Below are 22,385 nucleotides of genomic sequence, written 5' to 3'. Positions count from 1 at the left end.
GCCCTGCTGACCTGAGCTACCAGGCGTAGTCCTCAGGAGCCGTCTTGTGCCCGGGGAAGATCTCGTCGAGGCGGGCCAGCGCCTGCTCGTCCAGTTCGATCTCCAGCGTACGCAGGCTGCCGTCGAGCTGCTCCAGCGTGCGCGGGCCGATGATCGGTCCGGTGACCGCGGGCTGCTTCAGCAGCCAGGCGAGCGCCACGTGCGCGGGGTCCTCGCCGAGTTCGTCGCAGAACTTCTCGTACTGCTCGATCTTGTCGCGGTGCTTCTCGAGCTCCGTGACCATGCGGTCGGCGGCCGACCGGCCCTTGTCGATCTTGCGAAGCACGCCGCCCAGCAGGCCGCCGGCCAGCGGGCTCCACGGGATCACGCCGAGGCCGTAGTCCTGGCAGGCGGGCAGCACCTCCAGCTCGACCGCGCGGGTGAGCAGGTTGTAGTGGCTCTGCTCGCTGACGAGCCCGATCGAGTTGCGGCGCGCCGCGGTCTCCTGGGCCTTGGCGATGTGCCAGCCCGCGAAGTTGGACGAGCCCACGTACAGGATCTTGCCCTGCTGCTTGAGCACGTCCATGGCCTCCCAGAACTCGTCGAACGGCGTGTTCCGGTCGACGTGGTGGGCCTGGTAGATGTCGATGTAGTCGGTCTGCATGCGCTTGAGCGAGGCGTCGCAGGCGCGGCGGATGTTCAGCGCGGAGAGCAGGTTGTCGTTGGGCCAGTCACCCATCGAGCCGTAGAGCTTGGTCGCGATGACCGTCTTCTCCCGGCGGCCCTCGCCCTTGGCGAACCAGCGGCCGAGGATCTGCTCGGTGATCCCCTCGCCCTGCTTCCAGCCGTAGACATTGGCCGTGTCGAAGAAGTTGATGCCCAGCTCATGGGCCCTGTCCATGATGACGAAGGAGTCTTCCTCCGAGGTCACGGGGCCGAAGTTCATGGTGCCGAGGCAGAGTGGACTGACCCGGAGGCCACTGCGTCCGAGGTTCACATAATCCATGACCTCCACCCTAAATACCTGGAGTGCACTCCAGCCAAGTAGGGTCTGCCGGGTGAGGTCGGGCATCCTACGCGCCGCGGTGCCCCTGTTCCTTTCCATGGTCACCACCACGCTCGGCACGCTCGTGGTCACCTCCGTGCTCGGCAGGCACGCCACCGTCACGCTGGCTGCCTTCGCGGTCATGTCGGCCGTGCTGAACCCCGCCGCCGCCGCTGTCGTGGGCGCTCTGCGCGGGCTCGCGCCGTTCGTCGCGCCGTACAAGGACTCGCCCGCGGCGGCCGTGCCGATCCTGCGGGACGCGCGCTGGCTCACCCTGTTGGTGGGTACGGCCGGCGCGCTCGCGGTGCTCTGCGTGCCCGTGCTCGCCCGCGCCACCGGGGCGCCCGCCGAGGTCGTGGCCGAGCTGGGGTCGCTGCCCTGGCTTCTCGCGCTCTACCTGCTGGTGTTCGCCTCGGGTGGCGGGGCCAACACCGTGCTCGTGGCGCTCGGCCACAGCCGCCAGGTGCTCTGGTCCAGTCTGGCGGCCACGGCCGCGATGATCGGTTGCACGGTCGCCCTGGTGCCGCCGCTCGGCCTGACCGGCGTGGGCGTCGCCTGGCTGCTGTCGGGCGTCGCGGGCGTGGCCGTCTCGAACCTCTGCCTGCGCCGCGCCCTCGGCACGCGCGTCGGCCAGGCCCGGCCGCGGATCAAGGAGATCGTCCGGCTCGGCCGGGTGAGCATCCCGCTGGCCGGGACCGTCCTGATCAAGTTCGGTGGCCTCGGGGTGGTCACCTTCGCCGCGAGCGCGACCGGCACGCGTGACGTGGCCGCGCACGCGGTGCTGAGCACGCTCACCGCGTTCATCATGCTGTTCTCGATCTCCGTGGCGCAGGCGTCGGTGCCCGAGGTGGCCAGGGCCCGGGACGTGACGGAGGCGCGCCGGGCCAACCGGACCGCGGCGCTGCTCGCCCTGGCGGGGACGGCGGTCGCCGCGGCCGTGCTGCTCGGGTCCGGTGACTCGGTGCTGGTGCTGTTCAGCGATGACCCGAGCGTGCGGGAGCGGGCCGCGGCGCTGCTGCCGCTGATGCTGCTGGCCTCGACGGCCGATGGGGCGCAGGCGGTGCAGGGCATCGGGCTCACCGCGCTCAAGCGGTCGGGGGCGAGTCTGATCTACTTCGCCGCCGGTTACGGGGTGATGGTGGCCGTCGCCGCACCTGTGGCCGCCGCCTGGGGTCTCGTGGGGCTGTGGTGGCTCATGGCGGTGACCAACGGCGTGCTGGTGGTGCTGCAGGGCACCGGGTTCCACCGGCACAGCGCGCGGGTGGTCGCGACCTCCGTTGGGGCATGATGGCGGGGTGGGGGATCTTTTGCTGCGAACGACCGCCGGGGGTATCGCGGTGTTCGCCGTTTTCATGGCCGCGAGTCCGGCCTTCGCCGATGACGGCGAGAAGAAGCTGTTCACGTTCAAGGATCCGCGGATCACCGAGTCGAGCGGGCTGGCCATGTCGCCGACGCTGGAGGGCGTCTTCTACACGCACAACGACAGCTCCGCGTCGCCGACGTTCTACGCGGTCGGGGCCGATGGGCGGACACGGGCGAGGTTCCGTCTCCAGGGGGCGCAGGCTCGCGACTGGGAGGCGATGGCCGCGAGCAAGGATCCCGCCACGGGGCGCGGGGTGCTGTGGTTCGCCGACATCGGCGACAACCTGAACGGGGCTTGGCCGGATGTCTCCGTCTATAAGGTGATGGAGCCGTCGAGCTTGAAGGATGCCACCCTTCCGGCGGTCCGTTACCGGTTCCGGTACGCGGACGGCGCCAGGAACGCCGAAGGCATCATGGTCAATCCGCTGACCGGACGGCTCTTCGTGGTGTCGAAGGAGTTCTCCGGGTCGGTCTACCAGGCGCCCAAGAAGCTCAGAACCGACCGGGTCAACGTGCTCCGCAAGGTGGGCGCGGCCCCGATCATGGCGACGGACGCCGCGTACGCGCCTGACGGCACGTCGTACGTCATCCGTACGTACTTCTCGGCCACGGTCTACCGGCCCACGGGTGAGTCGATCGCCAAGATGTCGATGCCGGAGCTGAAACAGGCCGAGTCCATCGCCTACACGCGCGACGGCATGAGCCTGCTGACCGGCTCGGAGGGCGTCCGCAGCCCGGTCTATCAGGTGGCGCTGCCCGCGGCCGCGCTGCCGTCCGCCCGGCCTTCCAGCTCGCCGTCTCGCCGTTCGGAGGCGGCCGCCTCGCCGTCCGCCCGACCGGCGCCGGCCAAGGGGCTCAGCCCGAGGGACGTGCTGATCTGGCTGGCCGCCGCCGTGGGCGCCACCGGCGTCATCGCGTTAGTCGCCCGCCGCACCCGGTAGGCGGCCACCGCTCAAGGCCTGAGGACGATCTTGCCGCGGGTGTGGCGCTTCGCCAGTTCGCGGTAGGCGTCCTGGACCTCGTCCAGGCCGTACGTACCGGCGATCGGGATCTCCAGCCGCCCCGCGCTGATCAGCGCGGCCAGCTCGGCGAGCACCGCGGCGCTGGCCGCGGCCATGTTCCCCTCGGCCTTGACCCCGTACTTCTCGACGGCCTGGAAGTTGATGATCGTGTCGATCCGCTCAGGAGCCACTCCGAGGTCGAGTGCGATCTCGACATAGTCGGCGCCGAAGGTGTCGATGAAGGCGTCGACCTTCCTGCCACCGGCGGCGGCCCTGATGCGGTCGGCGACACCCTCTCCATAGGCGACGGGGATCGCGCCATGGTCGGCGAGCCACTGGTGGTTGGCCTCGCTCGCTAGCCCGATCACGGTGGCGCCGGTGTCACGGGCGAGCTGGACCGCGATCGACCCCACTCCACCGGCGGCACCGGAGATCACCACCGTGTCGCCCGGACCTGCCGCTACGGCCCGTACCGCCGCGACGGCCGTCGTTCCCGACACGAACAGCGATCCGGCCTGCTCCCAGGAAACGTCGGCGGGCCGGTGGATGAGATCGGCGGCCTCCACGACGACGAACTCGGCGTGGCTAGCCCGGTTGTGGGTGAACCCGATCACCTCATCACCGCTGATGAACCCTTCGACCCCCGAGCCGACCTCCGCCACCACCCCGGCCAGATCGCTGCCTTCACCGGAGGGGAACGTCGCCGGCCAACGGTCATGCATCACTCCCTCACGGATCATCGCCTCACCCGGGTTGATCGCCGCCGCCTCGACCCGCACCAGGACCTGGCCGGGCCCGGGGACCGGCCGGTCCACCTCGACGACCCGCAGAACCTCGATGCCGCCGTACTCCTGAAATCTCACTGCCTTGGACATCCCATGCTCCCTGAACTGGTGTCTTCCGCCCATTCGGGCCGGTACTGACCACGTTGCCAGGGGTCCGCGGCGGGCACGAGCGGACGGTCTTCCCTAGGATCGGCAGTCCCAGGCTGGCCATGCTGACCTGGGGGAAGTCTCGGCGATGATGGTGAGATGGACATGGACCGCCCTGAGCTCGCCGATTTCCTGCGTCGTTCCAGGGAACGGCTACGCCCTCAGGAGGTAGGTCTGCCGGCCGGGCCACGACGTCGCACGCCCGGATTGCGGCGTGAGGAGCTCTCCCAGCTCGCCGGGATGTCCGCTGACTACTACATGCGGCTCGAACAGGCCCGTAGTCCCCAGCCCTCGACCCAGATCCTCGCCTCGCTCGCCCGTGCGCTACGCCTGACCGAGGACGAGCGCGACCACCTCTACCTGCTGGCGGGGCACCGGCCGCCGGCCGGCCGGCTTGCGGGCGACCATGTACGGCCCGGCCTGCTGTATCTGCTCGACCAGCTCAAGGAGACCCCGGCGCACATCACCAACGACATCGGTGACCTCCTCGCGCACAACACCATGGCCGAAGCGCTCCTCGGCTGTGTCTGCTCGGTCCGCGAACAAGACCGCAACTTCGTGTGGCGCTGGTTCACCGACCCCACGATCCGCCAGATCTACTCACCCGACGAACGCCGGCAGCACAGCCGCGCCCACGTCGCGGACCTGCGCGCCGCCGTCGCCCGGCGCGGCAGCGACGCCGCCTCCACCGGGCTCGTCACCAGACTGCGGGCCGCCAGTTCCGAGTTCGCCGATCTGTGGGATCTGCACGAGGTCGCCGTACGGCGCAGCAGCCGCATGCGCGTCAACCACGCCGCCATCGGGCCGCTCGAACTCGAATGCGAAACGCTCCTCAGCCCAGCCGAAGACCAGAAACTCCTCATCTTCACCCCGCCGCCCGGCACACCCAACATCGACCACCTGAGCCTGCTCCGCGTCCTCGGCCACGACGACTTCACCCCCGCGGCCCCCGAACGCCGCTGATCTCTCTGTCGGGGATCACGCGACATTCGCCGCGGACCCTCCTCGCGATGTGTACGCACGTCAGACCGCCGCCCCTCGAACCACGGGAGGGACGGCGGACTGGCGAGTGGTGGGCTATCGCGAGGCGTTGCCGTCGAGCTCCGCGGTACCGGACTGCCGGGCGGTGGCGCTGAGCGCGGGCAGCACGATCATGCGGAGCTGGGCCTGACCGGAGATGGTCCTACCGCTGTTTCCGCCGTAGTAGTAGGCCCGCATGATGTAGGTGTCGGGCGTCAGCGAGGAGATGTACGTCTTCTGGTTGGACACGCAGTTGCCGTTGGTCCGGTTACCGATGATGGTGGACACGTGGGCACCGTCGGACACGCGGTAGAAGGCCCAGAAGGGGTCCTCACCCGGGGTGATGCCGTTGCCGCCGACGTTGTAGCTCTGGCCGTTTCGGACGGTGAAGTCGGCGATGGGGCCGTCGATGGGGTCGGTCTCGTACTTGATGTATCCCCCATTGATGTACACGTGCGCGGCCGTGTTGCACCGTGCTGCGGAGGCCGCCGTGGAGGTCTCGGCCGCCACCGCCGTCCCGAGGCCGACGGCCAGCACCAGCACGCTCAGGACACGCAGCAGAGCGGCTCGGGCGATGACTACATGGGATCGGTGTTGCCGGCGGATCTTCATGAGCATTCTTCCCTCCTGGGTCGAGTCGGCGCGGGTCGCCGACCGGGCAGGTGATCGACGTGGCGCGATCACCTGACTGCCGGGGACGCTACGGCGATGGCATGACGTGGCTATGACCTGGCGATGACTCCGCCCGTCATCCGCACGCCCTCTTCTGACGAAATGTCCGCGGCGGTGTCGGATGGGGAGGCGCGGGGCGATGCGGTTTCGGATGCTGGGCCCGTTACAGGTCCACACAGGCGACAGATGGGCACGGGTGGCCGCCGAGCAGCAGCGGGTGGTCCTGGCGGTGCTCCTGGTCGAGGCCGGGCGAGTGGTGAGCACGGACAGGCTGGTGGACGCGGTGTGGGGTGAGCGGCCGCCGAGAACGGCGGTCAACACGATCGCCGCGTACGTCACGCGGTTGCGCCGGCTCGTGGGCGGCGACGTCCTGGCCGGGCGACGGCGCGGCTACGAGCTCCTCGCCGACGACGATGGCGATATCGACGCGGTGGTGTTCGAACGAGGCGTGGCGTCAGGGCGGCGCGAGCTGGAGGCGGGCCGTCTCGAGAGCGCTGTGGCAGGGCTGGGGCGGGCGCTGGCGGTGTGGCACACTCCCGAGCCGGTGCTGGCGGATGTGCCGCCTACGCGATGGGTGGAGGCGCGGGCGACCCAGCTGGAGCAACTGCGGCTGGGGGCGGTCGAGGAGCACGCCGACGCCCGGCTGCGGCTGGGCCGGCACGCCGACATCGTCGAGGAGCTGGATCGCCTGGTGCGGGAGAATCCGCTGCGCGAACGGCGCTGGGCCCTGCTGATGACGGCCCTGGACCGGTGCGGGCGGCGCGCCGAGGCTCTGGAGGCCTACCAGAGGGCGCGTCGCGTCCTGCGGACCGAGCTGGGACTGGAGCCGGGGCCGCGGCTGCGAGAGCTGCAGCAGGCGATCCTCATGGAGAACGAGGCCATCGCGGGAAGAGCGGCCATGCCGCGGGCGGTGCCGGGCCGGCTGCCGGCCGCGCCGACGGTGGGGCTCACAGAGGGCTGGCCGTTCGTGGGGCGGGACGAAGAGCTGGACACGATCCGGTCGTGTCTGCGGCGGGGTGCTGCGAAGGGCGTGGTGATCTCGGGCGAGGCGGGCATCGGCAAGACCCGGCTGGCCCGGGAGATCCTGGAGCAGGCGCTGGCGCAGGGCTGCCGCACCGAGTGGGTGGCGGCGACGGCTTCGCTGGCCGCGATCCCGTTCGGCGCGGTGGCCAACCTGCTTCCCGCCGACCGGATTCCAGCAGGCCATGGGTTGCCGGTGCTGGCGGCGGCGGCCGCGCGGATACGGGAGTACGGCCGGGATCAGCGCGTGGTCATCGGCGTCGACGACGCGCACCTGCTCGACACGGGATCGGCGGCCCTGATCGGCCATCTCGCGGCCCAGCACCTGGCCTTCGTGGTGGCGACCTGCCGCGCGGGAGCGCCCGTCCCCGACACGTTCACGATGCTGTGGAAGGACGGCCAGGCGCCGTGGCTCGATCTCGGGAGCCTGCCGGCGGCTGCCGTGGACCGGCTCCTCGACCACACACTCATGGGGGACGTCGACGGGGTCACCCGGCGCCGGCTGGGCGACCTCGCCGCGGGCAACCCTCTCGCGCTGCGCGAGCTGCTGTCGACAGCCATCACCGACCACGCACTGCGCCAGACGCATGGCGTGTGGCACCTCGCGGGCGATTACCGTCCCCGTGGCGCGATCCAGCAGTTGCTCGCCGATCGCCTGCGCCCGCTCGGCTCGCGAACCCCGCTGGTGCTGGAGCTGCTGGCGTGTGGCGAGCCGCTCCCGCTGGCGCTGCTGGCACGGCTGGTGGATCCGGCGTCGATCGACGAGGCCGAGGCACACGGATTGGCCGTGTCCGGACGCGCGGGCAACCGCGTCCAGGTACGACTCGCACACCCGCTCTACGGTGAGGTGCTGCGTGCCCGATTATCGGCCGGCCGCGCCCGGCAACTGTGGTGGCGGCTCGCGAGCGCGCTGCTGGACACCCCGCTGCGCCGTCGCGACGACCTGCTGCGGGCCGCGCTCTGGCAGGTCGAAGGCGGCGCGGTGGTACGCGCCGACATCGTGCGGACCGGCGCCCGCCAGGCCATCAACCGGGCGGATCTCGCCCTGGCCGAACGCCTCGCGCGAGCCGCCAGAGACGCCGAGCCCTCCGTGGACGCCGACGCGCTGCTTGCCGAGGTGCTCGAATACCGTGGCCGCAGCGCCGAGGCGGCAGCCGTGCTACCGGAGCAGCCCCCGCCCGGCGACGAACTGCTCCCATGGGCCCTCGCCCGAGCCGAGACCATGTACTGGGGCAACGGCGACGCCGTCGCCGCCGAACAGACGCTGGATCTCCTGCGCGGCCGGCCGGGGGAGGATCTGGCCGAGGGGATCCGCACATGGATCTTGCTGTTCGACGGGCGCTGCGCGGCCGTGCTGGATGTCGCCGACCGGCTGCTGGCCTCGGACTCGGCGAGTGCGCAGGCCATGATCTGGGCCACCGCGGCGGCCACGGGGGCCGCGGGCTTCCTCGGGCGGGTCGTGGACGCCACCGGCTATCACGAGCGGGGGCTGGCCCTGGCCGAGGCGCGCCAGGCGGAGTTGCCCTGGGGCGTGGTCGAGCTCGGTGTCGCCCGGTCTCTGGCGTACCTGGCCATGGGCGAGCTGGACGCGGCCTGGAGCGTCGCGGACGACGGATATCGGCAGGTGCTGGCCGGGCAGAGCCCGATGATGTCGGCCGGCCACCTCGGTTTCCGCGGGCTCGTGGAATGCGCGCAGGGCAGACCGGCCGACGCCGGCCGATCCCTGAGGGAGGCGATCAACGCGCTCGACGGCCGCGACACCCTCCGGCTCACCCATCTCTTCCTGGCCGGGCTGGCCATGGCCACCGCTCTGGGCGGCGCGGCGGACGGCGCGCGAGCCTGGATGGACCGCGCCGACCAAACCGGCAACGAGGCCAACCGGCTCTTCTCCCCGTGGATCGTGCTCGGCAACGCCTGGACACTGGCGGCGGAAGGCCGGCTCACCGACGCGGTGAGTACCGCCCGGTACGCGGCCGGCCTGGCCCGCGGCATCGGACTCCCCAGCGTCGAGGCGATGGCCCGCTACGACGTGCTCCGCCTCGGCGGAGAGGGCGAGCTCCACCGGCTCGACGAGCTCGACACACCCATGAGCCACGTGCTGGTGAGAGCGGCCCATGGGCTCGAACACGCCGACGGCGCGGCACTCTCGGCCGCCACCGAGGCCCTCGCCCAGCTCGGTCACCACCTGCTCGCCGCCGAGACCGCGACCTGCGCGGTCCCCGCTTATCGCCATGCGGGTCTGGCAGACAAGGCAGCGATGGCGCTCGAACGAGCGGCCTCATCGCTCACCCGATGCCAAGGCGCCGTCACTCCCTTGCTCAGGTCTCGGCCGGTGCGTACAGGGTGATCCGGGCTTGGTGGCGTCGCCGACGCTCGCCGGGCTGACGACCTGCGATCTCCTTAGCGGGGATCGCGCAGCAACGCGGTGAAACCCTCGCCGCGGAGAGCTCGTTCGACGACTTCGATGGAGCGGGCCAAGCGGACCAGCCGCGGACCTTCCTGGCGATAGACGTCGAGTACTGCCTCAACAGCATGGGGCGGGAGGCTGGGCTTGAGTTCCACGGCGGCACCCCGGTATCCCGCCCTGGCCGCCTCAATAGCCGAATTGACGTGATGAAGCGCCATTCTGGCCAGCGCTATCGGGTGGCGCCGCAGCACCTCATACGCCCGATAGTCGGGCGGGACGGCGTCGAGCAACCAGGACACGGCCGAGGTCTCCCACTCTGGAACGCTGGGCGGACGGACCTCGGGCGGCCACTCCGGCGGGAGATACATGAATCCATCGTACTCACGTTCGATTTCATGTCGGGAGGACGCCCCGACCACGGTGGCGATCGTGGCTTTCCGCGGTCTTCGGGTCAGGTTCGACGGCTGTTGATCGGCTTCCTGGCGTCGTAGTCCAGCCGAGCCTGCTCGACCTGGCCCAGGTTGACCGACCACTCGGCGAGTGTTGCGAACAGCGGCGCGAGGCTGCGTCCCAGTTCGCTGATCTCGTACTCCACCCGCGGCGGTACCTCGGGGTAGTAGGTGCGCACGACGAGCCCGTCGCGTTCCAGTCGCCGCAGCCGTTCGGTCAGCACCTTGGGGGTGATGGTGGTGATCCGGCGTTCCAGCTCTACGAACCGATGCCGCCCGTACTCGTTGAGCACCCACAGAATCGGAGTGGTCCAGCGGCTGAAGACGATGTCGACCACCGGGGCGATCGGGCACGCCTGTTCCGGGAGGACGTCGACCGGGGTCGCCCAAGCTGTGTCGTTGGTCACAATAAGCCTTCCTGCCAATACTTTCGTCTAGGTACCTACTATCACAGCGCTAGTAGCTTCCATCGAGTCCACAAAGGAACTGGGAGTGAACATGATTGTGGTGACTGGAGCCACGGGTAACGTCGGGCAGCCGCTCGTGCGGGCGCTTGTCGCGGCCGGCGAGCAGGTGACGGCGGTGTCGCGAAAGATCTCGGACGTGCCGGAGGGGGTGCGGCACCAGCAGGCCGACCTGGCTGAGCCGGCGAGCCTCAAGCCGGCCCTGCAAGGAGCCGAAGCGCTGTTCTTGCTGACCTCCCCCGACTTCATGGCGAACGGCGATCTCGGTGACGTCATGAGCGTCGTGCGGGCGGCCGGCGTCGGGCGGGTCGTCTTGCTGTCCTCCCATGGCGTGGGCACGAAACGCCACCCCTCGCGTCTGGAAGACGCGGTCAAGCAGTCGGGGCTGGAATGGACGATGCTGCGGCCGGGCAACTTCGCCTCCAACGCGTTCCAGTGGGCCGATTCGGTCCGCGCGCAACGGGTGGTCCGGGCGCCGTTCGGCGACGTCGCGGTGCCGGCCATCGATCCGGCCGACATCGCCGAGGTCGCCGCCGTCGCACTGCGCGAGCCGGGCCACGAGGGCAACGTCTACACGCTGACCGGACCGGTGCCGATCTCACCCCGGCAGCAGGCCGCGGCGATCGGGGACGCCCTGGGCGAGCCGGTGCGGTTCGTCGAGCAGAGCCGCGAGGAGGCGCGGAGCCAGATGCTGCGATATATGCCCGAGCCGGTCGTGGAGGCCACTCTCGGCGCCCTCGGCGCACCGTCCGCCGCCGAGCAGGAGGTGAGCCCCGACGTCGAGCGGCTCCTCGGTCGTTCGCCTCACACCTTCGCCCAGTGGGCGGCGCGCAACATCGCGGCCTTCAAATAACGCGAGCTTCATCGAGTCCACATACATCGACATCTAGGAGAGAACATGATCGTGGTGACGGGAGCCACAGGCAACGTCGGACAGCCGCTCGTGCGGGCGCTGGTTGGGGCCGGTGAACAGGTGACCGCCGTGTCGCGGAAAATCTCACCGCAGGATGTGCCGACCGGAGTACGGCATCAGCAGGCCGACCTGGCCCGGCCGGAAAGCCTCGCGCCCACCCTCGATGGTGCCGAAGTGCTGTTTCTGCTGACCTCGGGCGACTTCGTGGCGGCCGGTGGCAACGTGGGCGATGTCCTCGACGTCGCGAAAGCGGGAGGAATTCGCCGGATCGTCCTGCTGTCCTCCCAGGGCGTCGCCACAGGAAGCCACCCCTCGACGCTGGAGGACCCGCTGACACAGTCGGATTTCGAATGGACCCTGCTGCGGCCAGGGGGTTTCGACTCCAACACGTTGCAGTGGTCCGAGATGGTCCGCACCCAGCGGATGGTCACCGCGCCGTTCGGCGATGTCGCACTGCCGACCATCGATCCGGCCGACATCGCCGAGGTCGCCGCAGCGGTGTTGCTGGACGCCGGTCATGTCGGCAAGGCGTATGTGCTGACCGGACCGGAACCGATCTCCCCTCGCCGGCAGGCGATGGCGATCGGCGACGTGCTGGGGGAGCCGGTTCAGTTCGTCGAGCAGAGCCGGGCGGAGGCTCGGGCGCAGATGCTGCAGTTCATGCCCGAGCCGATCGTGGAGTCCACCCTCGATATCCTGGGCAAGCCGAAGGCAGCCGAACAGCAGGTGAGCCCCGACGTCGAGCGGCTCCTCGGTCGTTCGCCACGCACCTTCGCCGAGTGGGCGGAGCGCAACATCGCGGCCTTCAAATAACGCGTCCGGGTGAGGACGGCGTTCTCGCACGGCCGGCCGCGAGCACAACGCGACGTCGGCCGGCCCGCACCACCTACCAATTTCGGGTGGATCAGCCGCGTTCGCCGATTTCGGTCTTGTACGTGTGAAAGCCGCGCCGATGGTAGTTGGGCAGCGCGTGGGGATGATCCAGGTTGGAGGTGTGCAGCCAGACCCGCCGCACGGAGGGGGTCGACCGCCATGCGCGCTGGACCGTCAGCGTCAGCGCGTATCCGCCCAGGCCCTTGCCGGTGAACTCGGGCAGCAGCCCGAAGGTCTCGATCTCGACCTCCTCGCCGGGGTGGCCGTCGTAGGCGGCCGTGCCTATCGGTTCATCGTTCAGGGACAGCAGCGAGAACATCCGCGCAGGGTGCTGAGCGAACCAGGTGGCCCATTGGTGTTCGCTCCGTCGCGTGCTCTGCCAGCCATAGGGCGCACCGATCCGGGACTGGAGGTCGATGACCAGCGGCGAGCCTCGGTCCAAGGGCTCCAAGGCGAGACCGGGTACGGCCGCGCCTGGATTCAGCTGATCGGCAGCGGTCATCTCGACGTATGTCACGATTTCCTGCACTCTGCCCATTTTAGGGGAGGTTCGATCTTCGGTCGGTTGATGTAATACCAAGTAAGCGCTAGCTTTCCTGGCATGCGTGTCCTGGTGAGCGGTGCCTCGGGGTTCGTCGGGTCGCATGCGGTCGCGGCCCTGGTCGCTGCCGGACATGAGCCCTGCCTTTTGGCGAGAAGTCCGGAAAAAGTGCGGCGTGTGCTGGGAGTCGGGGAGTGGGTGGTCCGTCAGGGGGACATCCGCGACGCGCCGGCCGTACGAGCCGCTCTGGACGGGTGTGACGCGGTGCTGCACGCCGCCGCCGACATGGGGGTCACCGGGCACGGGACCGACCTGCACGGGTCCAACGTCGTCGGGCTGCGCAACGTGCTCGGGCAGGCCGCCGAGCTGGGGCTGGATCCGATCGTGCACGTTTCCACGATCGCGGTGTTCGTGCCGCCCGCAGAGCCGCTCATCACCGCCGACAGCCCGCTGACCAGCCCCAGGAACGCCTACGGCCGGTCCAAGGTCGAGGGCGAGCGGTACGCCAGGGGGCTGGGCGGCGTGACCATCGTGTACCCGGGCGGCATCGCCGGGCCGGGGCAGCCGACGCTCGACGCGCTCAACGAGGGGCTCCGCGCCGGCCTGCGGTGGGGGTGGCCGGTCGTGCCGGGCGGCGTGAGCGTGCTGGACGTCCGGGATCTGGCCGTCGCGCTGGCCCGCTGTTTCACACCCGGCCGCCGGGATCGCCGCTACCTGCTGGGGGGACATTTCTGTACCTGGGGGGAGTTGGCAGAAATATGCGCGGAGGTGACGGGGCGGGCGGGCCGGACCTACCGGATGCCCGGTGGACTGCTGCGCGGGATGGCCGCGACGCTCGACGGGCTCAAGCGGCTGGTGCCCATCGACTACCCGCTCACCCGTGACGCGGCCGACTTCATGCTCACCCTGGTCCCCACCGACGACGGCCCCGCGCTCAAGGACCTCAAGCTCACCCTGCGCCCGGTGGAAGACACCGTTTCGGATACATTGCGGTGGCTTGCCGCTGAAGGCCACCTGGATTCGCGCAGAGTCGGCAGACTGGCGCCGTGACAGAGAAGATCGGCGTCATCGGGGCCGGCATCGTCGGCCTGGCGGTCGCCCGCGAGCTCGCCACCTCCAGGGGTGCCGAGGTGACCGTTCTCGAAAAGGAGAACAGCGTCGGCGCGCACCAGACCGGCCACAACAGCGGCGTCGTCCACGCGGGCATCTACTACCCGCCGGGTTCGCTCAAGGCCAGGCTCTGCCGGGAGGGCGTCGCCTTGCTCAAGGAGTACTGCGCGCACCACCGCCTGCCGTACGAGGAGGTCGGGAAGCTGGTCGTGGCCTGCACCGGCGCCGAGCGGCCGCGGCTCGCGGCGCTGGCCGAGCGGGCCAGGGCGAACGGCGTCCCCGGCATCGTCGAGCTGGACGCGCTGGCCCTGCGCGAGATCGAGCCGCACGCGGTCGGCGTCGGCGCGGTCCACTCGCCGCACACCGCGATCGCCGACTTCCCCGCCGTCGCGCGCCGGCTCGCGCTCGACGTGGCCGAGCTGGGCGGTTCGGTACGGCTCGAGCACCCGGTCAGGGCGATCAGGGAGACCTCCAGGGGCGTCGAGGTGCTGGCCGCCGGGCGGCGGTTCGCCTTCGACCGGCTGGTGATCTGCGCGGGACTGAGCACCGACGCGGTGGCCAGGATGGCGGGACGGCCGGGCGACATCAGGATCGTGCCGTTCAGGGGCGAGTACTACGCGCTCGAGGGCGCGGCCAGGGACCTGGTGCGCGGCCTGATCTACCCGGTGCCCGACCCTCGATACCCGTTCCTCGGCGTCCATCTGACCAGGCACATCGACGGTGAGGTCCTGGTCGGGCCGAACGCGGTGCTGGCGCTCGCATACGAGGGCTATCGGGGACTAAACCTCCGTAATTCCTGGCAGATTCTGCGCTGGCCGGGCACGCTGCGCATGGCCCGGCAGCACTGGCGCACCGGGCTCAAGGAGGTTCACGGCTCGCTGGTCAAGGGGGCCTTCGTCCGGGCCGCGCGCCGCTATGTGCCCGAGCTCACCGCCTCCGACCTGCGGCGAACCGAGGGCGGGGTACGCGCCCAGGCCGTGGCGAAGGACGGCCGGTTGGTCGACGACTTCGCCGTGGACGTACAGGGCAGGGTCGTGCTGGTACGCAACGCGCCGTCTCCCGCGGCCACCTCCAGCCTGGCGATTGCCAGGCACATCGCCGGAATTGTCCCAGCACTCGTCCGTTGAGTGCATGCTTGGAGATGATGGAAGCGCGACTACTGATCGTCGAGGATGACCCCAACATCCTCGAACTCCTCGCCGCGAGCCTGAGGTTCGCGGGTTTCGACGTGTCCACGGTCAAGAACGGCTTGGACGCCGTCACCGCCGTTCAACGGCACCGTCCTGACCTGGTCGTCCTCGACGTCATGCTGCCCGACCTCGACGGCTTCGAGATCGTGCGGCGGCTGCGCGGCGGAGGCGTGTACGTGCCGGTGGTCTTCCTGACCGCCCGCGACGAGACCGAGGACAAGATCCGCGGGCTGACGATCGGCGGCGACGACTACGTCACCAAGCCGTTCAGCCTCGAAGAGGTGGTCGCCAGGATCCACGCGGTGCTCCGCCGTACCAGTGGAGAATTGCAGGCGCCGCCGCCCAGGCTGACGTTCGCCGACATCGAGCTCGACGAGGAGAGCCACGAGGTGTGGCGCGGCGGCAACGCCGTGTCGTTGTCGCCGACCGAGTTCAAGCTGCTGCGTTACTTCATGACGAACGCGGGCCGGGTGCTGTCGAAGCCGCAGATCCTCGACCACGTCTGGGATTACGACTTCAGAGGCGAGGTCGGAATCGTCGAGTCCTACGTGTCGGTGCTCCGCCGTAAGATCGACAACCGCAACCCGCGGCTCATTCACACGTTGCGCGGTGTCGGATACGTCCTGCGGCTGCCGCCGAGTCCGTGATGCGCGGCCTGCCGCTCAGGATCAAGCTGATCGCCGCGATGCTGGCGCTGCTCGGCCTCGGGCTGACCTTCATCGGCGTGGTGAGCGTCTCCGTGCTGCACGGCTACCTGATGAACCGCGTCGACAGCCAGATCCAGCTGCTCGCCGTACGCGTGGAGAACAAACTCAAGCACGACCAGGAGAAGCGGGAACGGGGCAAAGAGACCAACGACAAGATGGCGCTGATCGAGTCCGACACGATCGTGCTGGTGCAGCCGCCGGGAGGGACGCTGGCCCCGGTGTTCGGCGACCGCGACGTGGACGCCAGGCCCAGGCCGGTGCTGTCGCAGTCGCCGGGACCGAGCCTCTACACGACGCGGGCGGTCAGCGGCGACGGCGAGTGGCGGGTGCTGCACACCTCGATACCGGCGGGCGACTACGTGATCGCGGCGGACCTGGAGGAGGTCAGGGACATCACCCGGCGGCTCGGCCTCATCGAGCTGCTGGGCGGCGGCGGCATCCTGCTCATCCTCGCCGTCGTGGGCGTCGCGATGGTCCGGCGCAGCATGCGCCCGCTGACCGAGATCGAGAGCACCGCCGAGGCCATCGCGGGCGGCGAGCTCGGCCGCCGGGTGCCGGCCGGCGACCCGCGTACGGAGGTGGGCCGCCTGGCCCTGTCGCTCAACGGGATGCTCGCGCAGATCGAGGCCGCGTTCGCCGCCAGGTCCGCGTCCGAGGCGGCCGCCCGCCGCTCCGAGGACCGGATGCGCCAGTTCATCGGCGACGCCTCGCACGAGCTGCGCACCCCGCTCACCTCGATCCGCGGTTTCGCCGAGTACGCCAGGCAGAACCAGAAGGCCGACGCCGCCGAGCTGATGCAGCGCGTGGAGAAGGCCGCGGGCCGGATGAGCCTGCTCGTGGACGATCTGCTGCTGCTCGCCCGCGTCGACCAGCAGCGCCCGCTGCGCATGCGGCCGGTCGACATGCTGGCGCTGGCCGCCGACGCGGTCCACGACGCGCGCATCCTGGCGCCCGACCGGGTGATCAGCCTGGACGTCGTCGGCGGCGCGGCGCTGATCGTCTCCGGCGACGAGGTACGGCTGCGCCAGGTGGTCACCAACCTCATGACCAACGCCCTGACCCACACCGAGCCGGCCACCCCGGTGGCGATAAGAGTCGGGGCAGGCGACGACACGGCGTTCCTGGAAGTGGCCGACAAGGGGCCCGGTCTGACGCCCGAGCAGGTCGAGCGGGTGTTCGAGCGGTTCTACCGGGCCGACTCGGCCAGGTCGCGGCATCGTTCGGGCGACGACCGGGGCAGCGGGCTCGGCCTGGCCATCGTGCAGGCGCTGGTGACGGCGCACGGCGGCACGGTGCTGCTCGACAGCGCGCCCGGCTCGGGCTCCACGTTCCGGGTCGAACTCCCACTCGCCTTGGAGTGAGCATTCAGCTATTCCTCAGCCTCCTGAGTCACTCTGGGTAGGTGACTAAACCCGAGGCGCTGATCATGGTGGTGGACGACGAGCCCAGCATCCGGGACCTTCTGTCCGCGAGCCTGCGCTTCTCCGGCTTCGAGGTGCTGACCGCCGCCGACGGCTACGAGGCCGTCGAAGTGGCCGAGCGGACCACGCCGGACCTGGTCGTGCTCGACGTCATGCTGCCCGATCTCGACGGGTTCGAGGTGGCCAAGCGGATCGGCGTGCCGGTGCTCTTCCTGACCGCCCGTGACGCCACCGAGGACAAGATCCTCGGGCTGGGTGTGGGCGACGACTACGTGACCAAGCCGTTCAGCCTGGAAGAGGTCCAGGCCAGGATCCGCGCGGTGCTCCGCCGTACGCGCGGGGAGAACGCGCCCGCGAGCCGCCTCCAGGTCGCCGACCTGGAGCTGGACGAGGAGGCCCGCGAGGTCTGGCGCAACGGGCGGCAGGTACGGCTGTCGCCGACGGAGTTCAAGCTGCTGCACTACTTCATGTCCAACGCCGGGCGGGTGCTGTCCAAGGCGCAGATCCTCGACCACGTGTGGAACTACGATTTCGGCGGCGACGCCGGTGTGGTCGAGTCCTACGTCTCCTATCTGCGGCGCAAGGTCGACGACGTCGAGCCCAGGCTCATCCACACGCTGCGTAGCGTCGGTTATGTGCTGCGGGAGCCCCCGGCGGGCTAGCGTGGTCCTATGGATCTGCTGGGCGCGTTGGAGGAGTTGCGCCACCGGCTCGATCGCGAGCTGTTCCCGCTCGAGATCGGTGCGGCGGCCGACGACCGGCGCGCGCTCAAGGAGCTCACCGGCCAGCTCGACGACTACCTGCTGCCCCGGCTGCGGGCCATCGACGCGCCGCTGCTCGCCGTGGTCGGCGGCTCCACCGGGGCGGGCAAGTCGACGCTGGTCAACTCGCTGGTCGGGGCCGACGTCGCCGAGCCGGGCGTGCTGCGGCCCACCACGCTGGTGCCGACGCTGGTGGTGAGCCCGGCCGACCGCGACTGGTTCATGGGCCAGAACGTGCTCCCCGGGCTGTCCCGCGGCACCGGATCGGCCGCCGGGGCGCTGCGGGTGGTCACCTCTCCGTCGCTCGGCGCGGGGCTGGCGCTGCTCGACGCGCCCGACATCGACTCGGTGGTGACCGCGAACCGCGAGCTGGCCGCGCAACTGCTGGCCGCCGCTGATCTGTGGTTGTTCGTCACCACCGCCGCCCGTTACGCCGACGAGGTGCCGTGGAGCTTCCTGCGCTCGGCGCGCGAACGCAGCACGGCGCTCGCCCTCGTGCTCGACCGCGTGCCCGCCGAGGCCGTCGAGCCCGTCACCCGCGACCTCGAACGCCTGCTGGTCGAGAACGGTCTCACCGGCACCCGGCTGTTCACCGTGCCCGAGGCGGCGCTGCCGTCGGAGAAGGCGCGGCTGCCCACCGCACTGGTGTCGCCCATCTCCGCGTGGCTGTCCGAGCTGGCCACCGACGCGGCCGAACGGTCCCGGGTCGTCCGGCAGACGCTGTCCGGGGCGCTGGACAGCCTGGTCGCGCGGGTGCCGCTGCTGGCCGACTCCGTCACGCGGCAGCAGGCCGGGTTCGACGCGCTGCGGTCCATCGTGTCGGGGGCCTACTCGGGCGGGCTGGCCGACTTCGACGAGGGCATGCGCGACGGGTCGCTGCTCCGCGGCGAGGTGCTGGCCCGCTGGCAGGACTTCATCGGCACCGGCGATCTGATGCGCTCGCTGGAGAGCCGGGTGGGATGGCTGCGTGACCGGGTCGTCGGCTTCTTCACCGGGCGGGTGCCGGCCGCGTCGCTGCGAGACGCGCTGGAGAGCGGCGTAGAGACTCTGATCAGAGGCGCCGCCGACGGTGCCGCCGAGCGCAGCCTGGAGGGCTGGTCGGCCGCGCCCGGCGGTCCCGGGATCATCGCCGACGTCGGCGCGGTGGAAGCGGCCCGGCTGGGCCGGACCTCCCCCGACCTGAGCAAGCGGGCCTCGGCGGCGGTGCGGGGGTGGCAGGAGTACGTCCTCGACCTGGTCCGCCACGAGGGTGCCGAGAAGCGCACCACGGCCAGGATCGCCTCCTTCGGGGTGAACGGAGCGGGATTGCTGTTGATGCTGGCCGTGTTCGCCTCCACGGGTGGGCTGACCGGGATCGAGGTCGGGATCGCGGGTGGGACCAGCGTGCTGTCGCAGAAGCTGCTGGAGGCGGTGTTCGGTGATCAGGCGGTGCGGACGCTGACCGTCCAGGCGCGCGAGGATCTGCGTGAACGGGTGCGGAGACTGCTGGAGGAGGAGGCCGGGCGGTTCACCGAGTTGCTGACGGCGGTCGAGCCGCCGGCCGGGGCGGCGGGCGCCCTGCGGGAGGCCGCCCAATCGGTCCGCGCCCATCGCACCGAACTGCCGTCGGGCACGGCTCCGATCGACGTCGCTGAAGGTCCGGCTGAGGGTCTCGCTGAAGGTTTCGCTGAAGGTGAGGGGTCGTGAAGCTGCTGCGTCGCAAGGAGGGGCCGTCGCTGGACTCCCGGCTGGCCGCGCTGCTGGAGGCGGCCGAGCTGGCCGAGGGGCGGCTGCCGGCCGACGTGGTGTCCCACGCGCGGGCGGTGGCGAAACGGGCCGGGGTACGGCGCAGCCTGTCGGTGGATCACACCGTGGCGGCACTGGCCGGGGCCACGGGGAGCGGGAAGTCGTCGTTGTTCAACGTGCTGGCCGGGGACGAGCTCGCGGCCGTGGGCGTCACCCGGCCGACCACCTCGACCGCGCAGGCGGCGCTGTGGGACGGGGCGGGGGCGGGGCCACTGCTCGACTGGCTGGAGATCCCCCAACGGCACTCCCCGGCCGCTGTCGGCCCCGATTTTTCCGGACTTATCCTGCTAGACCTCCCCGACCATGACTCCATCCGGCTGGCCCACCGCCTGGAGGTCGACCGGCTGGTGGAGCTCGTGGATCTGCTGGTGTGGGTGCTGGACCCGCAGAAGTACGCCGACGCGGCGGTGCACGAGCGCTACCTGCGCCCGCTGGCCGGGCACCGGGACGTGATGGTGGTAGTGCTCAACCAGATCGACCGCCTGCCGCCCGACGCGGTGGACCGGTGCCTGCGCGACCTGCGCCGCCTCCTGGACGACGACGGGCTGGCGGGGGTGCCGATCCTCGGTGTCTCCGCGCGTACGGGTGCGGGCCTGGCCGAGCTGCGCGCGCTCCTGGCGGAGCGGGTGGCCGAGCGCCGCTCCTGGTCCGCCCGCCTGTCCGCCGACGTGTCCGCCGCCGCCGACCACCTGGCCGACCAGTCCGCCACGCCGCTCCCGGACGCCGGCGCGGTGGCCGGGCTGGGGAAGCCGCTCACCGACGCGCTGTCCGAGGCCGCCGGGGTGCCGCTGGTCGTGGCGGCCGTACGGAAGGGGCACCGGCACCGGGCCGTGGTGGCGACCGGCTGGCCCGTCACCAAGTGGGTCCGGCGGTTCCGGCCCGACCCGTTGCGCAGGCTGCGCATCGGCACGAGCACCACTTCACCCGAGCGGGAGATCGTCGGCCGTACGTCTCTCCCGGTCGCTTCGGCCGTACAGAAAGCACAGGTCGAGACCGCCATCCGTGACGTCGGCGAGGCGGCGGCGGGTGACCTGGCGGGGGTGTGGGCGGCGGCGGTACGGCACGCGGCGCGGTCGCGGGCCGTGGAACTGGCCGACGCCGTGGACCGGGCGGTGGCGACGACCTCACTCGGGGCGATCAAGCGGCCGAGGTGGTGGCGGGTGGTGGGGATGCTGCAGTGGCTGGTGTTCGCCGTCATGGTCGCCGGTGGGCTGTGGCTGGGGGTGCTGTTCGGCATGGACTACCTGCGCCTGCCTCAGCCGCCCCTGCCGACGCTGGGCGTGGTGCCGTGGCCTACGGTGCTGCTCGGCGGCGGTGCGCTGGCCGGGGTGCTGATCGCGTTGCTGTCCCGGCTGGCGGCCTGGGCGGGTGGGCATCGCCGGGCGCGTCGCGTGGCGAGGGACCTGCGGTCGGCCATCGCCCAGGTCGGCGCCGAGTACGTACTGGAGCCGGTGAAGGGCGAACTGGCCAGGCACACCCGCTTCACCGAAGCGATCACCCGCGCCCGCGCCTGACCCGCCTCCTGCGGCCTGACGGTCTGTCAGGGGCGGCCGGCGGGCCCGAGGAGGAGGGTCGACAGAGCCGCGCCCAGGCAGGCGAAACCGGCGGCCACCAGGAACGGCATCGACGGCCCGAACTGCTGCCCCACCACCCCGGCCACCCCCGACCCCGCCGCGGCCCCCACGCCCGCCGCCGTCGACACCCACCCGAACGCCTCCGCCTGCGCCCCCGGCGCGAGCTCGTCCACCAGCAGCGACGTGGTCGTCAGCGCCGGATTGAGCATGAGCCCCCCGGCGAAGAGCACCACCCAGAACAGCGGCAGCCACGACACCAGCACCAGCGGCCCCAGCGCGAGACCGAAGACCAGCATCAGCCCGGTCAGCCGGCGGGCGGGAGCGGCCGTCCACCGGCGGGCGCCGTAGACGGCCGCCCCGGCGACGCCGCCCAGCGACAGCGCCGCCACCAGCAGGCCCGTCGCGGCCGGAATGCCCCGGGCCGCCGCCAGAGCGGGCACCCCGACGTCCAGCGCCCCGATGGCCCCGCCGAGCAGTACCACCACGCCGAGCAGCAACCGCATCCCGAGATGCCGGAACACCCGCCCCCGCCCCGCCGCCCGCGAGGGATCGGTGACCCGCAGCGCCCGGGAGAAGGCCAGCGTGCCCGCCCCCGCGGCGACGGCCACCACGCCCAGCGCCAGCGACGACGACGCCAGCGCGATCAGCACCCCTAACAGCAGCGGGCCGGTGAGCATGGCCAGTTCCTGCACCAGGTACACGAGGCTGTAGGCGGCGGTACGGCCCTCCGCGGCCAGGCGGGCGCCCCACTCGACACGCATGGTCACCGAGACCGGCGGCAGCCCGGCCCCCGCCGTCCAGGCCAGTGCCACGATCGCCCACCCCGGCCACCCTGACTCGGCGCCGACCACCACCGCGATCAGGGCCGTGACGTGCGCCAACGCGCTGACGGCCAGCACCCCCCGCGGCCCCCGCCGGTCGATGACGCGTCCCTGGACCGGCCTGGCCATCCCCGCGCCGATGGCGAACGCCGCCGCGGCCAGCCCCGCCAGCACCAGCGACCCGCTCGAAGCCTGTACCACGAGCACGATCCCCACCGGCGCGACCTGCTGCGTGAGCTGGGCCAGGAACCCGAGGACGGCCTGCGCCGTCACACCTGGCAGACCGAACAGCCTCCGGTACGGTACGCCCTGCCCCATGCGCCCAAACTAGCCCAAAC

20 protein-coding genes are annotated in these 22,385 nt (G+C 71.0%); 13 read left to right on the top strand and 7 right to left on the bottom strand.

Annotated elements, in window-relative coordinates; all coding sequences use genetic code 11:
* Positions 1-16: 16 nt before the first annotated feature.
* Positions 17-985, bottom strand: a complete 969-nt coding sequence (locus tag AB0F17_RS48225) for an aldo/keto reductase (RefSeq protein ID WP_358037915.1) — start codon at positions 983-985, stop codon at positions 17-19.
* Between the two features lie 52 nt (positions 986-1,037).
* Here AB0F17_RS48225 and AB0F17_RS48220 point away from each other — a divergent pair, with 52 nt between their 5' ends.
* Together AB0F17_RS48220 and AB0F17_RS48215 are read left to right on the top strand one after the other, a co-directional pair.
* Positions 1,038-2,312 (top strand): MATE family efflux transporter, encoded by a 1,275-nt coding sequence (locus tag AB0F17_RS48220; protein ID WP_358037912.1) that lies wholly within the window; start codon positions 1,038-1,040, stop codon positions 2,310-2,312.
* A gap of 7 nt (positions 2,313-2,319) precedes the next feature.
* Positions 2,320-3,327 (top strand): hypothetical protein, encoded by a 1,008-nt coding sequence (locus AB0F17_RS48215; protein WP_358037909.1) that lies wholly within the window; start codon positions 2,320-2,322, stop codon positions 3,325-3,327.
* An 11-nt stretch (positions 3,328-3,338) separates the two neighbouring features.
* Here AB0F17_RS48215 and AB0F17_RS48210 read toward each other — a convergent pair whose 3' ends face one another.
* On the bottom strand, positions 3,339-4,262 hold the full coding sequence (locus tag AB0F17_RS48210; protein ID WP_358037906.1) for an NADP-dependent oxidoreductase: 924 nt from the start codon (positions 4,260-4,262) through the stop codon (positions 3,339-3,341).
* Positions 4,263-4,424: 162 nt separating this feature from the next.
* Here AB0F17_RS48210 and AB0F17_RS48205 point away from each other — a divergent pair, with 162 nt between their 5' ends.
* Positions 4,425-5,282 (top strand): helix-turn-helix transcriptional regulator, encoded by an 858-nt coding sequence (locus AB0F17_RS48205; RefSeq protein ID WP_358037903.1) that lies wholly within the window; start codon positions 4,425-4,427, stop codon positions 5,280-5,282.
* 114 nt (positions 5,283-5,396) lie between these two features.
* On the opposite strand, the gene AB0F17_RS48200 is transcribed toward AB0F17_RS48205, so the two are convergent.
* Entirely contained in the window at positions 5,397-5,957 is a 561-nt protein-coding gene (locus tag AB0F17_RS48200; RefSeq protein ID WP_358037900.1) for a hypothetical protein, read from the bottom strand.
* 193 nt (positions 5,958-6,150) lie between these two features.
* Between AB0F17_RS48200 and AB0F17_RS48195 the strand changes: the two genes are divergently transcribed.
* Positions 6,151-9,378, top strand: a complete 3,228-nt coding sequence (locus AB0F17_RS48195) for a BTAD domain-containing putative transcriptional regulator (protein ID WP_358037897.1) — start codon at positions 6,151-6,153, stop codon at positions 9,376-9,378.
* A gap of 53 nt (positions 9,379-9,431) precedes the next feature.
* On the opposite strand, the gene AB0F17_RS48190 is transcribed toward AB0F17_RS48195, so the two are convergent.
* Positions 9,432-9,806 carry a hypothetical protein gene (locus tag AB0F17_RS48190; RefSeq protein ID WP_214644251.1) on the bottom strand — a complete coding sequence of 125 codons (375 nt, stop codon included), beginning with the start codon at positions 9,804-9,806 and terminating at the stop codon, positions 9,432-9,434.
* An 83-nt stretch (positions 9,807-9,889) separates the two neighbouring features.
* The gene (locus AB0F17_RS48185) at positions 9,890-10,294 is read right to left on the bottom strand and encodes a helix-turn-helix domain-containing protein (RefSeq protein WP_358037894.1); all 405 of its coding nucleotides are present in this window, start codon (positions 10,292-10,294) and stop codon (positions 9,890-9,892) included.
* A 91-nt stretch (positions 10,295-10,385) separates the two neighbouring features.
* On the opposite strand from AB0F17_RS48185, the gene AB0F17_RS48180 reads away from it, so the two are divergent.
* Both AB0F17_RS48180 and AB0F17_RS48175 read left to right on the top strand, forming a co-directional pair.
* Entirely contained in the window at positions 10,386-11,204 is an 819-nt protein-coding gene (locus AB0F17_RS48180) for an NAD(P)H-binding protein (protein ID WP_358037891.1), read from the top strand.
* Between the two features lie 45 nt (positions 11,205-11,249).
* Positions 11,250-12,077: an NAD(P)H-binding protein gene (locus tag AB0F17_RS48175; protein WP_358037888.1), complete on the top strand. Its 828-nt coding sequence runs from the start codon at positions 11,250-11,252 to the stop codon at positions 12,075-12,077.
* Positions 12,078-12,168: 91 nt separating this feature from the next.
* Here AB0F17_RS48175 and AB0F17_RS48170 read toward each other — a convergent pair whose 3' ends face one another.
* Entirely contained in the window at positions 12,169-12,666 is a 498-nt protein-coding gene (locus AB0F17_RS48170; protein ID WP_358037885.1) for a GNAT family N-acetyltransferase, read from the bottom strand.
* A 72-nt stretch (positions 12,667-12,738) separates the two neighbouring features.
* Here AB0F17_RS48170 and AB0F17_RS48165 point away from each other — a divergent pair, with 72 nt between their 5' ends.
* The 7 genes from AB0F17_RS48165 (at position 12,739) to AB0F17_RS48135 (ending at position 21,166) form a co-directional block, all read left to right on the top strand.
* Positions 12,739-13,728, top strand: a complete 990-nt coding sequence (locus tag AB0F17_RS48165; RefSeq protein WP_358037882.1) for an NAD-dependent epimerase/dehydratase family protein — start codon at positions 12,739-12,741, stop codon at positions 13,726-13,728.
* Positions 13,725-14,915 (top strand): L-2-hydroxyglutarate oxidase, encoded by a 1,191-nt coding sequence (lhgO, locus tag AB0F17_RS48160; protein WP_358037879.1) that lies wholly within the window; start codon positions 13,725-13,727, stop codon positions 14,913-14,915. The genes AB0F17_RS48165 and lhgO overlap by 4 nt, the downstream gene beginning before the upstream one ends.
* Positions 14,916-14,929: 14 nt before the next feature.
* Entirely contained in the window at positions 14,930-15,625 is a 696-nt protein-coding gene (locus AB0F17_RS48155) for a response regulator transcription factor (protein ID WP_358037998.1), read from the top strand.
* Positions 15,625-17,046: a HAMP domain-containing sensor histidine kinase gene (locus AB0F17_RS48150; RefSeq protein ID WP_358037876.1), complete on the top strand. Its 1,422-nt coding sequence runs from the start codon at positions 15,625-15,627 to the stop codon at positions 17,044-17,046. The genes AB0F17_RS48155 and AB0F17_RS48150 overlap by 1 nt, the downstream gene beginning before the upstream one ends.
* A 65-nt stretch (positions 17,047-17,111) precedes the next feature.
* On the top strand, positions 17,112-17,768 hold the full coding sequence (locus tag AB0F17_RS48145; protein WP_246650632.1) for a response regulator transcription factor: 657 nt from the start codon (positions 17,112-17,114) through the stop codon (positions 17,766-17,768).
* Between the two features lie 9 nt (positions 17,769-17,777).
* Positions 17,778-19,553 carry an ABC transporter gene (locus AB0F17_RS48140; RefSeq protein WP_358037874.1) on the top strand — a complete coding sequence of 592 codons (1,776 nt, stop codon included), beginning with the start codon at positions 17,778-17,780 and terminating at the stop codon, positions 19,551-19,553.
* On the top strand, positions 19,550-21,166 hold the full coding sequence (locus AB0F17_RS48135; protein ID WP_358037871.1) for a GTPase: 1,617 nt from the start codon (positions 19,550-19,552) through the stop codon (positions 21,164-21,166). The genes AB0F17_RS48140 and AB0F17_RS48135 overlap by 4 nt, the downstream gene beginning before the upstream one ends.
* Before the next feature lie 26 nt (positions 21,167-21,192).
* Here the strand turns inward: AB0F17_RS48135 and AB0F17_RS48130 are convergent, their stop codons facing one another.
* Positions 21,193-22,365, bottom strand: coding sequence for an MFS transporter (locus tag AB0F17_RS48130; protein ID WP_358037868.1), 1,173 nt, complete (start codon positions 22,363-22,365; stop codon positions 21,193-21,195).
* Positions 22,366-22,385: the final 20 nt, after the last annotated feature.

The sequence above is a fragment of the Nonomuraea sp. NPDC026600 genome, from assembly GCF_040638335.1.
Taxonomy (GTDB): domain Bacteria; phylum Actinomycetota; class Actinomycetes; order Streptosporangiales; family Streptosporangiaceae; genus Nonomuraea.
The sequence above is the reverse complement of the archived record's forward strand: the minus strand, read 5'-3'. Positions and strand labels throughout refer to the sequence as shown.

Bases quoted from the DNA above. Each gene is read 5' to 3' on its own strand.
- AB0F17_RS48165 (WP_358037882.1), top strand. From the start codon at position 12,739: ATGCGTGTCCTGGTGAGCGGTGCCTCGGGGTTCGTCGGGTCGCATGCG.
- AB0F17_RS48190 (WP_214644251.1), bottom strand. From the start codon at position 9,806: ATGTATCTCCCGCCGGAGTGGCCGCCCGAGGTCCGTCCGCCCAGCGTT.
- AB0F17_RS48130 (WP_358037868.1), bottom strand. From the start codon at position 22,365: ATGGGGCAGGGCGTACCGTACCGGAGGCTGTTCGGTCTGCCAGGTGTG.
- AB0F17_RS48145 (WP_246650632.1), top strand. From the start codon at position 17,112: ATGGTGGTGGACGACGAGCCCAGCATCCGGGACCTTCTGTCCGCGAGC.
- AB0F17_RS48225 (WP_358037915.1), bottom strand. From the start codon at position 985: ATGGATTATGTGAACCTCGGACGCAGTGGCCTCCGGGTCAGTCCACTC.
- AB0F17_RS48200 (WP_358037900.1), bottom strand. From the start codon at position 5,957: ATGCTCATGAAGATCCGCCGGCAACACCGATCCCATGTAGTCATCGCC.
- AB0F17_RS48210 (WP_358037906.1), bottom strand. From the start codon at position 4,262: ATGTCCAAGGCAGTGAGATTTCAGGAGTACGGCGGCATCGAGGTTCTG.
- AB0F17_RS48195 (WP_358037897.1), top strand. From the start codon at position 6,151: ATGCGGTTTCGGATGCTGGGCCCGTTACAGGTCCACACAGGCGACAGA.
- AB0F17_RS48155 (WP_358037998.1), top strand. From the start codon at position 14,930: ATGATGGAAGCGCGACTACTGATCGTCGAGGATGACCCCAACATCCTC.
- AB0F17_RS48175 (WP_358037888.1), top strand. From the start codon at position 11,250: ATGATCGTGGTGACGGGAGCCACAGGCAACGTCGGACAGCCGCTCGTG.
- AB0F17_RS48205 (WP_358037903.1), top strand. From the start codon at position 4,425: ATGGACCGCCCTGAGCTCGCCGATTTCCTGCGTCGTTCCAGGGAACGG.
- AB0F17_RS48150 (WP_358037876.1), top strand. From the start codon at position 15,625: ATGCGCGGCCTGCCGCTCAGGATCAAGCTGATCGCCGCGATGCTGGCG.
- AB0F17_RS48140 (WP_358037874.1), top strand. From the start codon at position 17,778: ATGGATCTGCTGGGCGCGTTGGAGGAGTTGCGCCACCGGCTCGATCGC.
- AB0F17_RS48180 (WP_358037891.1), top strand. From the start codon at position 10,386: ATGATTGTGGTGACTGGAGCCACGGGTAACGTCGGGCAGCCGCTCGTG.